General features: G+C 64.9%; 23 protein-coding genes. 3 read left to right on the top strand and 20 right to left on the bottom strand.

Features of this window, described 5'->3' with window-relative positions; all coding sequences use genetic code 11:
* Positions 1-47 precede the first annotated feature (47 nt).
* Positions 48-365 carry a hypothetical protein gene (locus AC5Y46_RS20860; protein WP_499992795.1) on the top strand — a complete coding sequence of 106 codons (318 nt, stop codon included), beginning with the start codon at positions 48-50 and terminating at the stop codon, positions 363-365.
* Positions 366-405: 40 nt separating this feature from the next.
* Here AC5Y46_RS20860 and AC5Y46_RS20855 read toward each other — a convergent pair whose 3' ends face one another.
* From AC5Y46_RS20855 to AC5Y46_RS20830, 6 genes are all read right to left on the bottom strand, one after another.
* The gene (locus AC5Y46_RS20855; protein WP_499992794.1) at positions 406-594 is read right to left on the bottom strand and encodes a hypothetical protein; all 189 of its coding nucleotides are present in this window, start codon (positions 592-594) and stop codon (positions 406-408) included.
* A 38-nt stretch (positions 595-632) separates the two neighbouring features.
* Positions 633-896 carry a hypothetical protein gene (locus AC5Y46_RS20850; RefSeq protein WP_499992792.1) on the bottom strand — a complete coding sequence of 88 codons (264 nt, stop codon included), beginning with the start codon at positions 894-896 and terminating at the stop codon, positions 633-635.
* Between the two features lie 207 nt (positions 897-1,103).
* Positions 1,104-1,292 carry a hypothetical protein gene (locus AC5Y46_RS20845; RefSeq protein WP_499992790.1) on the bottom strand — a complete coding sequence of 63 codons (189 nt, stop codon included), beginning with the start codon at positions 1,290-1,292 and terminating at the stop codon, positions 1,104-1,106.
* Positions 1,293-1,315: 23 nt separating this feature from the next.
* Entirely contained in the window at positions 1,316-1,465 is a 150-nt protein-coding gene (locus tag AC5Y46_RS20840) for a hypothetical protein (RefSeq protein ID WP_499992788.1), read from the bottom strand.
* 229 nt (positions 1,466-1,694) lie between these two features.
* Complete coding sequence (locus AC5Y46_RS20835) at positions 1,695-2,012, bottom strand: hypothetical protein (protein WP_499992786.1); 318 nt, start codon at positions 2,010-2,012, stop codon at positions 1,695-1,697.
* Between the two features lie 720 nt (positions 2,013-2,732).
* A complete protein-coding gene (locus AC5Y46_RS20830; protein ID WP_499992784.1) occupies positions 2,733-4,343 on the bottom strand; it encodes a hypothetical protein in 1,611 nt (536 codons plus the stop codon).
* On the opposite strand from AC5Y46_RS20830, the gene AC5Y46_RS20825 reads away from it, so the two are divergent.
* The gene (locus AC5Y46_RS20825) at positions 4,317-4,601 is read left to right on the top strand and encodes a hypothetical protein (protein WP_499992782.1); all 285 of its coding nucleotides are present in this window, start codon (positions 4,317-4,319) and stop codon (positions 4,599-4,601) included. The two genes, AC5Y46_RS20830 and AC5Y46_RS20825, sit on opposite strands and share 27 nt — an antisense overlap.
* Positions 4,602-4,712: 111 nt before the next feature.
* Here AC5Y46_RS20825 and AC5Y46_RS20820 read toward each other — a convergent pair whose 3' ends face one another.
* The 14 genes from AC5Y46_RS20820 to AC5Y46_RS20755 form a co-directional block, all read right to left on the bottom strand.
* On the bottom strand, positions 4,713-4,928 hold the full coding sequence (locus tag AC5Y46_RS20820; RefSeq protein WP_499992780.1) for a hypothetical protein: 216 nt from the start codon (positions 4,926-4,928) through the stop codon (positions 4,713-4,715).
* 11 nt (positions 4,929-4,939) lie between these two features.
* A complete protein-coding gene (locus tag AC5Y46_RS20815) occupies positions 4,940-5,806 on the bottom strand; it encodes a hypothetical protein (RefSeq protein WP_499992778.1) in 867 nt (288 codons plus the stop codon).
* Positions 5,807-5,814: 8 nt separating this feature from the next.
* Complete coding sequence (locus tag AC5Y46_RS20810) at positions 5,815-5,970, bottom strand: hypothetical protein (RefSeq protein ID WP_499992774.1); 156 nt, start codon at positions 5,968-5,970, stop codon at positions 5,815-5,817.
* A gap of 348 nt (positions 5,971-6,318) precedes the next feature.
* A complete protein-coding gene (locus tag AC5Y46_RS20805) occupies positions 6,319-6,633 on the bottom strand; it encodes a hypothetical protein (protein WP_499992770.1) in 315 nt (104 codons plus the stop codon).
* 2 nt (positions 6,634-6,635) lie between these two features.
* Positions 6,636-6,944 carry a hypothetical protein gene (locus AC5Y46_RS20800; RefSeq protein WP_499992769.1) on the bottom strand — a complete coding sequence of 103 codons (309 nt, stop codon included), beginning with the start codon at positions 6,942-6,944 and terminating at the stop codon, positions 6,636-6,638.
* Complete coding sequence (locus AC5Y46_RS20795; protein WP_499992766.1) at positions 6,941-8,782, bottom strand: AAA family ATPase; 1,842 nt, start codon at positions 8,780-8,782, stop codon at positions 6,941-6,943. The genes AC5Y46_RS20800 and AC5Y46_RS20795 overlap by 4 nt, the downstream gene beginning before the upstream one ends.
* A 149-nt stretch (positions 8,783-8,931) precedes the next feature.
* A complete protein-coding gene (locus tag AC5Y46_RS20790) occupies positions 8,932-9,168 on the bottom strand; it encodes a zinc finger domain-containing protein (RefSeq protein WP_499992765.1) in 237 nt (78 codons plus the stop codon).
* A gap of 184 nt (positions 9,169-9,352) precedes the next feature.
* Positions 9,353-9,601, bottom strand: a complete 249-nt coding sequence (locus AC5Y46_RS20785) for a helix-turn-helix domain-containing protein (protein ID WP_499992764.1) — start codon at positions 9,599-9,601, stop codon at positions 9,353-9,355.
* 217 nt (positions 9,602-9,818) lie between these two features.
* Positions 9,819-10,979 carry a tyrosine-type recombinase/integrase gene (locus tag AC5Y46_RS20780; protein WP_499992761.1) on the bottom strand — a complete coding sequence of 387 codons (1,161 nt, stop codon included), beginning with the start codon at positions 10,977-10,979 and terminating at the stop codon, positions 9,819-9,821.
* Positions 10,980-11,211: 232 nt separating this feature from the next.
* Positions 11,212-11,427: a ribosome modulation factor gene (locus AC5Y46_RS20775; protein WP_499946718.1), complete on the bottom strand. Its 216-nt coding sequence runs from the start codon at positions 11,425-11,427 to the stop codon at positions 11,212-11,214.
* 94 nt (positions 11,428-11,521) lie between these two features.
* Entirely contained in the window at positions 11,522-11,830 is a 309-nt protein-coding gene (locus AC5Y46_RS20770) for a DUF732 domain-containing protein (protein WP_499946719.1), read from the bottom strand.
* A gap of 291 nt (positions 11,831-12,121) precedes the next feature.
* Positions 12,122-12,400, bottom strand: a complete 279-nt coding sequence (locus tag AC5Y46_RS20765) for an alpha/beta fold hydrolase (protein WP_499946727.1) — start codon at positions 12,398-12,400, stop codon at positions 12,122-12,124.
* Positions 12,292-13,077, bottom strand: coding sequence for an alpha/beta fold hydrolase (locus AC5Y46_RS20760; RefSeq protein WP_499946720.1), 786 nt, complete (start codon positions 13,075-13,077; stop codon positions 12,292-12,294). Before AC5Y46_RS20760 ends, AC5Y46_RS20765 begins: the two co-directional genes overlap by 109 nt.
* 83 nt (positions 13,078-13,160) lie before the next feature.
* The gene (locus AC5Y46_RS20755; RefSeq protein WP_499946721.1) at positions 13,161-13,295 is read right to left on the bottom strand and encodes a hypothetical protein; all 135 of its coding nucleotides are present in this window, start codon (positions 13,293-13,295) and stop codon (positions 13,161-13,163) included.
* A gap of 60 nt (positions 13,296-13,355) precedes the next feature.
* Here AC5Y46_RS20755 and AC5Y46_RS20750 point away from each other — a divergent pair.
* Positions 13,356-13,554: hypothetical protein (locus AC5Y46_RS20750; protein WP_499946722.1), on the top strand; the 199-nt coding region annotated here is incomplete at its 3' end.

Raw genomic sequence — 13,554 nt, 5'->3', positions numbered from 1 at the left:
GGATCTCGTGGTGTGTCAACGATCGCGACGGGTCGAAGGCACAGCGTATGGAGCACATGAGTGAGGGCTGGTACGGCTCAGCCAGCGTCGACAGCTACAGCGCCCGCCGGGGTAGCGCGCACAGCGAGACAGTCATGTCGGTCGGCGTCGGGCTTCGCTACAACGCCGACTGTGACACCAGCCCGCACTTCTACCTGCTGCTGAATGGCGGCGCCAACAACATCAACGACGTCGTTGCGGAGCTGTCAATACCGGAGACGATTCTGTTGCACCGGGCGATCGGAGACCACCTGAGCGCGGCCCTGGCCGGGTCCGACATCGACCCAGACATGGTTCTGGAGTACTACCACTCGGCGCTGGCCTAACAGCGGGGTTCCAGGGGGTCGCGTTTAAAACGCGACCCCCTCACGCTGTCACTTGCCATATGGTGGCGGCGAGCGCGCAGATCGCGAGGATCTGGCAAATTCCGGATGCGAGCAGGAGCCAGGTCTTGAAATTTGTTCCCGACCGCAGTGTCACCAGCGCCACTGTGTTGCAGTAGGTCACCGTATAGCGGGCAACCTCTTCGGAATCGCCGCGGTGCCCGTTGAGCATCGCTTCGAGGGTTTCCGCTTTGAACGAACTTGTGCCGCCTACGGAAAGCCCGCGGCGACGGCCAGGCTGCCGGCGCCCAACAGGAACACCAGAGCGGCGATCAGAAACGGTTGGGCGCACTTCGGGAACGGATGATCCTTGCCGATCAGGACGCCGAACACTGCGAGCGCCAGAGTGACTAATGCGGTTGCGCTTGTGACGGCCGACGCGGCGCGCGTGTTGACCGTGTCTCGCCGGTCGCTCTCTGCTTTCAGTTCCGCCGCGATGAAGGCCGCGTAAACCTCGCTACCGGAGCCTGCCATTGCAGGAACGAGACCTCAGTCCCGCCGGTCGATGCGGCGCTCGACGATGCCGGGGTCTTCGCTTCTGATCCCCACCTCGAACTCGACCCATGAGACGTCGGGAGGCGGGGACTGCGGCTGCGGCGGAGGCTCTGGAGGCGGACCGCCTGGATTTGGTTGGCCGTCAGGGTTCTCAGGAGGATTGGTCACGGTCTCGAACCTCCGAAGTCAGAACGATGCGGCGGAGCGTGGGGCCGCTGACGGCGGCCTGGGCGCGGCGCCGAGCACGGTCGCGTAGGCGTTGGCGAGCTGTTCAAGCGCCTGAGGCCCGTACCCGGACTCGGCGTCCTTCTTTATCGCGTTGAGCAGAGTCACCGCGGTCTCGCTTGCCAGGTCTTTGATGTTCTCACCAGCCATGGCTACGCACGATAGCCGTCAGTTCACCGGTTGTGAACGGTTATCGAGTCGTCGGGCCCGACGCGGTAGGCGTCGCCGCGATCGCCAGGCGGCACCATCCCGGCCGGCATGGCAGCGGCGGGCACCAGCACCGGTCGGCCATCCTCGAAGGCGTCGAGCCACCCGCGCAACATCGGGTCAGCGTAGCGGTGCTCAGGCGGACACGCCTCGTGCTCACACACCACACCAGGGGAGCTGCAATACCCGCCCTCCGGATGCTGCCGCTTCATCCACCGCGGATCCCAACACTCCGGGCTGTCCCACAACGCGCGGGCCTGCTCGCGCAGCGCAGCATAGACACCGGGAACGACAACACCTGGACCTCCGACACCCGCTGGGTGTCGGAGCTCGCGCTGCACGACTCTAGGCACCGTCGCGGTCCCATCTCGCGTTCGCGGCCCGCTGCGCCTTCCGGCTCCGCGACGCCGCTGGCTCGGGCAGCTTGGTCTTGACCTGCTTGAGCAGCCGCGCTGTCGACGACTCCAAGAGCCGCAGCTCCGCGCTCAGCTTGACCCGCACCTTGGCATCCTCGGATTCCCGGTACATCTGCTCGAGGTCGGTCTTGCGGTCGATCTCGCACGCGATCAACTCCCGCACCGCGACCTCCGCGGCCGTCCACCCCAACGCCTGCCCGCACTGCGCGCCGGCGTCAGCCAGCTCAGCGTCCAGGGCGGCCAGCACGTCCAGCGCCGCCCGGCAGTGGACACCGGAGGTGGGTGACGTTTTGTCCCTTACCTCCCGGGAGGCACGCTTCGCGGCCGCGCGAACCGTAACGCTTTTCGCGCCTGAAGCGTTACGGTTCGTACCCTTCCGATTGCGGTGCGCGCGCTGCTTGCACGCCGGCGAACAGTACCGGGCGCGGCCCGACCCGATCATCGGGTTATTGCAGCTGGGGCAGGTTTTCGTAGCCATCGGTCAATCCCCTTCCGTAGCGGGTTGCAGAGTGCCCTGAAGTGGCCCGAATCGGGGGCCCAAACGTAACGCCGAAACCCTGCGTTTATGCGTGCAGCCAGCGGATGTAGCAGTACCGTAGCGGCGTCCTGGTGGGGGCGGGAGGGGGCTCCCTGGCCCCCTTTCTGGGTCGGTCGCGTCATCGTGGTCTGGTCCTGTCTTGGGTGCGCGCTTTGTGCTGGTTGCATGGGGCGCACGCGGCTCTCAGGTTGTGCGTCGAGTCCATGGCGAGGTCTGGCCGGCGGGCTGCTGCGGTGATCTTGTCTACCTGTGTGGCGTGGCCTATGCAGATGCCTTCTGTCTTGATCTGGCATTGGTAGTTGTCGCGTCGAAGGACGTTGAGCCGCAGTTGTTTCCATGCTCGTGTGCTGGTCACTGTCGATGATGCTGTGCGTGGCCCTGACCATGCTGGTGGTTGGTGGTCTGGGCAGTGGCGTTGGTTGCTGCTGATCAGATTGGTGCAGGTGCCATGAGCTCCGGGGCAGTGGCGTCGAGCTCGTGGCATGTCAGGTCCCGATCCCTCCGCCTGCTCCTCCGCGGCCCATTATCCCGTGGGCGCACATGGGTGAGCCTTGGGTGCCGAGTGGCATGGTGCCGTCGGCGGAGAGTCCGTGCGGTGACGCCAGTGTGGGCTGCTGCAGTGACGGGTAGTAGCCCGGGCGGGATAGGTTCCCGCCGCTGCCGGTCATCGCCGCGATCAGGGCTTGCCCCATCTGGTCGGTGACCGCCAGGTGGATGTGGTCGCCGTGGTATCCGGCCTGGCCGGTGTTGTACACGGAGCCGGGCATGTCGATCGCCGGGCCGAGCTTGCCGGACTTGACGTTCTGCGTGATTCCCGGTGATCTTCAGGAACGCTTCGCTGAACGGGACCAGCGAGTGCGACCACGCCTCGAATGAGGTTCCGATGTTGGAGACGATCGTCTGGATCGAAGCCATGGTTTCCGGCTGGGACAACCAGGCGCCGATGTCTTTGAACGCGGTGTTCATGGTGCCGGCCAGGCCGGTCATCGCGGACTGCAGGACCGGCATGTATTGCGTTGCCAGACTTTGTAATTCGGGGCCGATCCCGGCGAACAGTGCGTCCTGGACGGAGAACTTCAGCTCTTCCCACGCGGGTTTGAGCCCTTGCAGCGTGGTAATGAACTGTTGGGCGTTCGGCGAGAGTTTGCCCATCGCCTGCGTGAAGGCGTCGACGTTCGACGACGACTTCGATTGCGCGTCCGCGAGATTCTGCATCGCTGTCGCGACCTGCTCCTGGGCGGAGACCAGGCGTTGATTGGCGGCCACGACTTGGTCGGACTGTTCGACGCCTTTGGCGTTGGCGGCGATCGCTTTGTCCTGCAACTGGACGTTGCGTTCGTGGGCTTCCAGGACGCGCTGGTCGGCCTGGTCGACGCGCAGCGCGGCCTGCTCGTAGTCCAGGGCGTCTTTGTAGCGGCCGGTCGCCAAATCCCGGCGCGCCTCTTGCGCACTCAGGATCGCTTGGCGTTCGTCGATCACCCCGCCCCGCAGCTGAATATTCAGATCCTCCAATTGCTGGCGGGCGTCGCGGCGAGCGTTCGCAACGTCCTTCTGCGCGTCGGCTTCATCAACGACGGCGTCGCGCAGCGTCTTCTGCGCGGAGGCAACAGCTTTCGCCTTCGATTCCTGGTCTTTGGTGGCCGACTCGGCTGCCTTCCCGGCCGCGGTCCACGCGTCACCGACACCGTCCAAGCCGGTGACCAATGTGCCGACGACGGACACCGCACCGGCCAGACCGGCCGGCACCAACCCGACCAAACCGGACAGCGACGCCGCCACACCGCCGATCGCGCTCACCATCCCCGCCATGAGGATCGGCTGCAAAGCACTCGCCATCGACGTGCCCATGCTCGAGCCCATCTTCGAGCCCTGCGACGACGCTATGGACCCCATCTGGTTGAAGGTTTGGCTGAAGTTGTTCACGATCTGCGTCTGCATCACGTTCGAGAACGACTGCGAAAACAGCTGCCCGATGTGGGCGAAGTTGTTCATCCCCATCCCGAGCAGCCGGTTGTGATCGATGTTGACGTGGACCGTCATGTGCCGGTCCCGGGTCAGTGCATCGAGCTCGGCGCGGGCTTTCGCGGTGTCCGCTTCGACCTCGACCTTGACCTTGCCGATCCCGCGCTCAATCTCCTGCCCCCACCGGCGGCCAGCCTCAGCAACTTTCGGGTCAACCTCACGGAACGCCCGGACAATGCCGTCGGCTATCTTCGAGGTGCTCGGCAGAATTTCGACGTAGAGGTCTGCAATGCTAGGGATTCAGATCACCTCCGGCAGTTGAGGTTTCGGGTTTGATCGCGGCGGCGGAGGCGCAGCAACGACTCGGGTTCTCCTGAGACCGTCCAGATCGCGCTTGCCAGTTCCATGTCGGGTTTGACGCCGCACGCCGCCGCAAGTCTGAATTGCTCAGCCCTCCAAAGCGATTACACGCTGTTCGAGGGCATGGACGGCGACCAAGATCGCGGCCATCGCCTCACTCGACGCCACCGGATAGGCAGTGTGCGGCCCCCACGCCGCCCGGACCGCCGCCGTCACTGGCGGCAAGTCCTCAGCATCGAACACCGCCTTGCCGACACTGGGCAGATAAGCGGCGTCCTGCCCGAAGGCATTCTTGGGTCTCATCGTCGCGGCTCCTATCGAATGGTTGTGACGGTGGGCGACTTACTTTCGATCTGAGGCACGGTCCGGTACGTCTGGACAGGTTCGCTGATCGGCTTGTCCTGCCTTGGCACGGGATTCGTGCGGTCCCGGCGCTGCTGCCAAAGCTGGTGCAACTGGCGCTCGGTGGGCACCCATGGCTGCGCGCGGCTCGTCGCCAGCCACAGCAGCAGCTGCGGCTGCTCAGCCGGCCACGGCTCATAGCGCGGCTTACTGCCGTCGGCGCGGGTCACCTGAATCTCACTGCCACCGGTGCGCCAGTGCGGCCAAATGTCGTCCAGGTTCTTGATGTACAGGTCCGACGCGTGTTCCTCGCCGCCCAACGCGGGCCGGGAGCGCGTGACCAGCTCCTGAGTCATGCGAGACAGCTGAAACCCGCGAAGCGTCTCGTAATCGTTGACCAACGCGGTCAGGCGTTTCCATGCCGGTCCGAGGTCCGCGGCGATCGCCTTCTCCGCGCTGCGGATGCCGCCCAACTCTTCGGCCACCCCCGTGACGTCGTCGAGGAGCGCCTCGAGCTCGGGCTGAAGCGCCGCCAACACCTGCGAACTGACGGAAGCCGCCGCCACCCGGGCTTGACTCTGCGCGGAAGCGATGAACTCCGTCAGGACCGCCCGACGCCGCTTGTGCCGTTCCTCAGCATCTTTCCGGTCGATCAACGCGTCGATCCAGTCTTCGCGGATCTCACCGCTGGCGAACGGGTCCAGCTGCTCGGCCTTGACAGCGGCGGCGCTCGTCGGCGGAGACACGATCAACTGCTGCGCCTGAGCGACCAGCTTCCCCGCGGTGAAGTACTCGGCCGGGAGAAGATCCTGCTCAATCTTGCTGAGGCGTTCACTCATGCTGGCCATCAGTGGCCCCGCTTCCCGAATCGCTTCTCGGCGGCAGCACGCCCGCCATCGCCGGGCTGTTCGGCCGGCGGCCGCACACGAGCGGTCAAGGCGTAGAAGTCCTCTTCGGACATGTCGGCGAGCTGTTGCTCAATCGCCGGATCAAGATCGGCCATCTGCGGCGTTCCTTTCTGCGTAGTCCCTCACATCGGATTCGCGAAATAGGTAGCGGCCGGAGACGATTCGGCCGCCCATCTCGGGGGCGTGACGCTGTACCTGCCGCTTCGACATGTTCACAATCTGCGCCGCCTCCGGTGCTCCGATCCACTTCTCCTGCCCTGAGAGTGACTTGTCGGCAGCAGCACAACAAGTTTCGTGTCGCGAGCGCGACAAACGGATCTGAGCGTCGAGTCGCTGATGAAGCTGCTCAACCTCCGGGTGCAGGGCACGGCCGCCCAGTCTGCTCTGCCGAACAAGCTGCGCGGTCGCGTGGTAGGCGGCCCGAACCTCGCTGTCGTTGAGCCTCACCCGCCGCCCCCGTCGTCGTCGAGCACCGCCCACATCTGACCGGCCTTCTTGTCGAAGTCGATGCGGGCCTGCATATCTCGGGCAGCTAGGTAGGCCAGGATTTCCGTTGCTGTGTTGCAGCCGACCGCGCTACGCGCGTGCCGTGACCGTTTCGCGCCGCGGCGCCGCCACGCGGCGGGCATCCGTGCGGCACTGCGCGGATCCCAACCCGCGAGCAGCTCGTCGACGGTGATGCCGATCAACAAGGCCGCGCCGTCGACGGTAGGCCGCGTCGCGCCGTTGATCTGTTCGCACAACAGGATTCGCTTCATCATCAGGCGGGATATCCGCCCTCGCAAACGATCACCAGCTCCGCGCCGCGGTCCTTGCGCGCCCAGTAAGTCAGCGACGCCACCATGTCGCTGCTGCCGGTGCGACTGGCCGCTTCTCTCGCGCGCCGGCGGCCGTTGCGCATCCATTCGGCCGGAAAGGTGGAGTACCCGCCGATGCTGTCTCTGCGCTGCTGCGCCTCGATGAGTTGTTCGTCGACGCCCAGCAGCAATGACAACGCGGTCACATCGAGCATCGGTTCGCCCTCGATGACTTTCACCGTCAGGGTGAGCAGGTTGGCGTCGGCAGTCATGCTGGTGTTCCTTTCGTGTTTGCTGAGCAGGTGTCCCGGTGGCCTTGGGTGGCGACGTGGAAGCTGCATTCGGTGCAGCGTCCTTCGCTACGGACGAGTGGGTTTCGCGGTTTGAATTCGGGCTTTCCCGAAGGTGGCAAATTTCCCGAAGGTGGCGAAGGTGGCACGTTTTGGGACATGCCACCTTGGTTGCCACCTTCGTTCACGTCGTGAAGGTGGCGGTTCGGAGGCGTGTTGCCATCTTCGCCACCTTCGCCACCTTCGGTGCCACCTTCGAAGGGGTTGCCACCTTCGTAGGCGATCGCCCATACCCAGCCTTCAGAGAGCCCGCTGGCTTTCCTGGACTCGATGCGCGGGGACCGGTGGCGCCGTCTGGCGTCTTTGAGTTCTTGTTCGCTGAAGCCCGCCGCGCGACCCGCTTTGAGAAGCTCGGAGGCCCGGGCTTCACCACCCTCGCGCAGCAGGTGTTCGTAGACAAATCGCTTCGCCGGGTTGCCGCCCGGCTCGTCGTCGCCGAGGACATTGGCGGCCAGGTGCTCGCGCACGGTCCGCTCGGAGTCGCCCACATATGTCAGCCGCGGGACGGTGCCGTCGCTGTCCACCGAAGGGGTGAAGTGCTGTACCGCGGTGATGGTGAATCGTGACGCCGGAATCTGGCCGGCGATGTTGGTTTTCTCCGGGCCGACCAAGAGCGCACCGTCGTCATCCACGGAGGCGTACAGCGTCATGCGCGCCTTCTTGCGAAGCTCCCCCGTGGCGCCGTAACGGTCGCGAGGGTTGGAGGACGCGGTGCGGTTGGTGTGGGTGAGCAGCAGCACGGACGCGTCGGTGACGGTAGCGATTTCTTTCCACGGGTGCAGGGCTTGGCGCGCCTGCTGCGGGTCGCGGACTGACATCATCACCGGCACCGTGTCTAGCCAGGCATCGACAACGATGAGCGCGGGTTTGGTCGCGGCCGAGCGAATGAGATCGAGGTCGCGGGGAAATACGGGTGCGCCACTGCCGTCGCGCTCCGTGCAGATCACGTCGATCAGTTCCAGGTCCGCGCCGGCAACCTCGAGCCTGGGACGCACGGTGGTCGACCAGTCATCTTCGGTAAGCACCAGCGTGACCCGTGCCGGGTCGCGGGCGGGAATGCCGAACGCTGCCAGTTCGTGGCCGGTGGTTATCGCCGCTGCGATCCATACCCAGTGCAGGCTCTTGCCGATACCTTCGTCGCCGACTAACAACGTGATGGCTGACCGCGGAATACGGCCGCGCGCCAACCACCTTGGCTGTTCTGCCGGGCGCAATTCGGTGGCCTTCCACAGCCGCGGCCGAGGATCGCCGCGCTCGACGACGACGAGGTCGTCGAGGCCGTGCCCGGCGGCGTAGTGGTCGGCGAAGTCCTTGCCCACCGCCGCCTCAGCGACCGTGACGCTGCGAGCGATATCGCCGAGCAGCTTGGTGATGTCTGCGGCATGCCGGACCCCGGGCTTGTCGGTGTCGCGGACGATGACCACGTCTCTACCGGCCAGCGGTGACCAGTCGAACCTGCCGGCCTTGCCCGCCCCCATCGCTGAGCACACCGCGACCCCGCCAGCGGCTTCCACGGCGTGAACGTCTTTCTCACCCTCCACGACGTACACCGTGTGCGCGCCGTTGAGCCTGTCCTGGTGGAACAGCGCGCTGCCCCCGGTGTTGCCTGATTGCTTGAATTGCTTTGTGGGGCTGCGGTGTACACGCCGCCCATCGGGATATTGGTAGACGTTGCCTTTTGGGTCGTCGAACAGATCCGCCATCGTCAGCCCGAGGGAATGCATCACCTGTTCGGTGTGACAGCCGGCGAAGCAGTGCATGAGGGTTTGACCGTCGATGGCAGTTACGCTGAGCGATGGGTGGCCGTCGTCGTGGGCTGGGCATTGTGCGAGTGCTCGGGATCCGCGATCGTTGACCTGCTTACCAGCGTCGCGCAAGGCATCGATGAGGCGTCCATAGGCAGTCTGGGTCATTCGGCCACCGCCGCTTCACTGGCCTTGATCCGCGCCAGGCAGGGCATCCGACGTTTCCGCCGCCCTATGATGCCCGGCCGCAGAGCTGTTGGCGGCGCTGTGCAGCGGATTCCGACGTCGGCGCCACAGTCGGGGCATTCGACCATCAACGCGCCAGTCGCGGTGTAGGGGGTTATTTCGGTGGAGCCGGTGGTTTCCTCGTATCTCTCTGATTCGCGGGGTTCAGCGTCCACGGCGGCCTCCGCGGCGGAGGTGTTGTGCGCAGCGCCAGCCAAAGCCGCGGCGCACCGCCGCCGGCGTCTTCAGGGCGCGTTGGCAGCGTCGGCAACGCGGCAGCTCGCACGGGTTAGACTGTGGATGGTGTCGTTTGGTGAGGGCCGGTCCGTTGGCAGCGGACCGGTTTTCTATTGAAGTCATTCAGTCCGCCCACCCCACAAAGGGTTCGAAAGCCGCGTCCACTTCGTTCAAGTCGACGCGAATGACACGGGCGTTGATTCGGTAGCCCCGAATTTTGCCTTTCGCGATCCATTCGCGGAAGGTACGCAGGCAAACCCCGGCATACTCCGCGCCTTCATTCATTGACGCCCAACGGCGTTGCGCTGCCTGCTGTTCAACGACTTTGGGGTGGCGCCGGGCGGTGCGATTAAGAGTTGGCGTGTCAGCCATAGATACCACTCCGAAAGATGTGAGTGGCTTGCTACGAAGACGTTTCGAGTTGTCCAGGTAGCAAGCCGCTGTGGGCTTCTGGGTACTCGGTACGCCTTGGCAGGACTGACAACCGTGAAACTGACGGAAGTGCGTCGAACTGCCTTGACAGGCTCAGGAAGCAGTTTCCGAAAGCTGCTCTAGTTGTACCACAAGAATCCGAAAGGGTGTTCGATCGTCATTTGTCGGCGAGTCGCGACAGCAGTTTGGCAATCTGCCTGTCGCGCCCTTGGGCGGCGTGCTGGTAACGCATCGCCGCGGCCGGGGTCGAATGGCCAAGGCGGGCCATCAATTCCGCGAGTGTTGCGCCGGTCGCTGCGGCCAGCACCGCACCGGAGTGTCGCAAGTCGTGCCAGCGCAGGTCGTCTCGCTTGGCTTCCGAGCGAGCTTTGTAGAAGTGTCGGTAGAGGCTGGCCGGCGCGAGGTGGCCGCCGTGGGCGGCCGGGAAGAGCAGGGAGTCGCGTCCGTCTTGAACGTGAGTTGCCAGGTGCGCGTTGATGGCCGGGAGTAGGTGCGGCGGAATTTCGACGTCGCGGCGGCCGGCGTCACTTTTCGGCGTTGTCACGGAAAAGCCGGTTTCTGTGCGGACGACTGCGCGCTCTACGCGCACGACGCCATAGGGGTCAGATTCGGAATCCGACCCTTCCTTGGGTTCGACGATGATGATGTCTCGGCGGCGCAGCTCGGTCAGCTCACCGAACCGCAGCGCACACCAGGCGGCGAGCAGCACCATCGCCTGATACTGCGCAGGCATCTCTGCCGTGATCGTTGCGATTTCGTCAAGTGACGCCGGTCGGATCTTGTGGACGCGGCGCGCGCTGCCGGCGCCGCGGATGACGCACGGATTGGTCTTGATCTTGCCGTCGCTGAGAGCGGTCCCCATGATCGTTCGCAGTAATCCGTAGGCGTGGGCTCGTAGGGTTGGCGTGCCCCTGGTGCTCATTTCGGCGTGCCAGGCTCGGACGTCGTCGACCGTGATGGCGCCGATCGGCCGGCCGCCGAGGTCGGGCAGCACATGCTCGTCGAGCAGCTTGCGGTAGTGCTCGCGCGTCCGCGATTTCAGATCACGATGGGTGAGCCAGGTGTCGGCGTAGCTCGTGAGGGTGAGGTGTGTCTGCGCGGCGTGCGCTTCCGGCGGCTGCCACGACTTGGCAATGATCTCGGCCTGCCGCAGCGACAGCCAGCCGCGGGCATCCTTCTCCGTCAGGAACGTCTTGTCCGCTTTGTAGCGGCGTCCGTCCGGTCCGAAGTACATCGCGCGATACCGGCCGCTGGGCAGCTTGTGGGCGGTACCGAACGCGCCGCGCTTCTGTGGTTTGCGGCCTTCGCCTCGAACCAACGTGAACTCCCTGCGGGTCCGTGAACTCTTTGTGAGCTAACGAAACTGTATCAAGTGCGCTACAACTTTCCGGAAGTATCCGTTACACTGAGCAGTGTCTGAGCAGGTGACACGCTTGTTCTGGCTGGTCAAATGCCCACGCTAGCAAACTACTTGAACTGGTTCAATCCCAGTATCGCGCACCAGGTTTGACCTGCGGTTTATCCCCAAAGCGCGGCCGACACAGCGTTGATCACCTGAAGGACGCCCGTAAGCATCTGCTGCGGTAGAGCTGCATCGCCGGCCCCGTTTCGACCCTCACCCGCAGCATCCGCATGTACCCGCGCATCCACAGCTGCGCGAGCAACTGAGATTGGCCGGCATACGGGTTGCGGTCGCCGGGCTCAGCGAGTGAACCCTGATACAGGGCGAATATGTACTCCGCGCGCTTCGACACCCTGCCAAGCATGCAGGCGTGGGCACCTAGAACGTCGGACCCACGCCGTCGGGGTGGACCAGGACGGAATCACCCGGCGGCGGCCACGCGGCACACGCCGAACGCGTCAGTTCCCATTCCGCTCATCCGGGCACAGTTCCGACACCGCCGCAGAGAACAGCTCCACGTTCTGCGCGTCCGTCAGCACCACTCCCCCGATATGAGGATTGTTCGCTTCCAGAATCGCCGACTTGGGGACGCCGTTGCCGAGGTCCACACAGGTCGCCCGGCCCAGTTGGAGTGCTTTTTCGTCGGTCAGCGGCATCTCCGCGGCGTGCACCCGGTCCAGAAAGCTCACGTCGTCGGCGTGCGCTGTGGCCTGCGCGGGCAAACAGCACAGTGCCGCGACGATCATGGCAACCCTGAACACGGTCATGGCTTGATTGTGTGACGACCGGGTCACCGGTTCAAGCCATCCCGCATCTGTGATTCGCCGGAGCAACCGATCGCAGCAGCCCGGTCGCCGTACACATTCTCGACGGCGACCCGGCACCCGCCGAGACGTGCGGTGTATCCCCAATCTGCCTGCAGGGCCTATGATTTCGCGTCGATGCGCCTAGAGTGCGGCGCGGACCCGAGGTCTCAGGCCGGCACCCCGGCCTTGATCTTCGCGTCCTGCTTGCGCGCGAGTTCGAGGAGGAAGTCCTGTACGTCGCCGATCGTGAATTCAAATTTCGCTGCTGCCAAAGGATTCGATGACCTTCACAAGTTCGCCGGGGGCCTCCCAGTTCAGCGCGTGCCCGGCACCTGGCACGGTAACCAGCCGCGCTTGCGGAATGCCGTCAGCCAGTCGGCGTGAGTGATTCGGCGGCGTGGTGCGGTCGGCCGAGCCGACCATCACGACGGTGGGCACCGTAATCTCCCCCAGCCGCGGGTAGCGGTCCTCGCGGGAGAATCCTTCACGATCGCTACGTGCGGCCCGTGCTGGTCGACGTGCTCCTGGAATCCCTCGACGAACACCTTGGCCATCGCCGGCGAGGGACGGGTGCCGCACTGCGCGGCCCCGAACAGCACCCCGACCGTCTTGATTCTGATCAACCGCTGCATGACACCCCACTCCAGCAGCGGGATCTGCAGCTTGTTCTGCGGCGCCCCGTCCAGCACACGGCCCGCCCAGGTGGCGAACAACACCAGCCCGCGCAACCGCGGAGCCAGGCCGGCGTGCTCCAGTAAGGCGCGGATCGCAACGAACCCGCCCATCGAATGCCCGACGAGGACAGCGCTGCGAACGTCGAAATGCTCCAGCACCGCGGCAATGTCGGCCGCCATCACTTCCGATCCGATGCCGTCTGCACCCAGCGTGGACCATCCATGACCGCGCTGATCGAAGCCAATGACACGAAATCCCTTGGCCAGCAGTTCATCCCAGACGACGTTCCATTCGGACAGGTTGACGCTGTAACCGTGTACGAGGACCACGGTGGGCCCCTGTCCGGCGGACAAGGCGCGCAGCAGTGTCCCGTCCGGGCGCGATATCAGCACCTCTTCGCCCTGCGGTTCGGCCAGAAGTTGTTCGCGCGTAAGCGGATCCGGGTTTTGTCTGATCCATGCAACCAGCGCTTGTAAACCACCCCAACCGGCCAGGCCGGCCAGCGCCGTACCCGCAGCCCACCTTTTACTCACGCCACCTCCGAATCCGACCACCGCCTACGGTATCGACTTCGGAGTGCAGGTCCCGATCGGCACACCGGGCAGCGCGTAACGCCTTACTCCTCGGCGGAGGTCTGATCGCCTTTCGGCTTCGGGTCACCCGTGCCGGAACCACTTTCGGGTTCGTCGACCGATGCGGCCTGCGGCGGTTGCTTGTCGCCTTCCGGCGGCGGCTGTTCAGCAGTAGTCACAATTGTCAGCTACCCCGCCCCACGATGCGCGAAACGCCGTCGCCGTGCAGGATGGCGTCCGTGGTTACCCTGCTGATCGTGGTCGTGGCGGGGCTCGTCGGGCTCTGCTTCATCGCCGCCGTGCTCGTGCTGCTGGTCCGGCTGACGGACTCGTCGAAGTCGCAGTCCTACGTCCCGCAGGGGTGGCAACCGATGACGACGGCTGCCCCTGGCTGGTATCCCGACACCACGGACCCGAATGTGCTGCGCTACTTCGACG

It is taken from the genome of Mycobacterium sp. NGS59, assembly GCF_059812345.1.
This window is presented reverse-complemented; position numbering and strand designations above follow the sequence as displayed.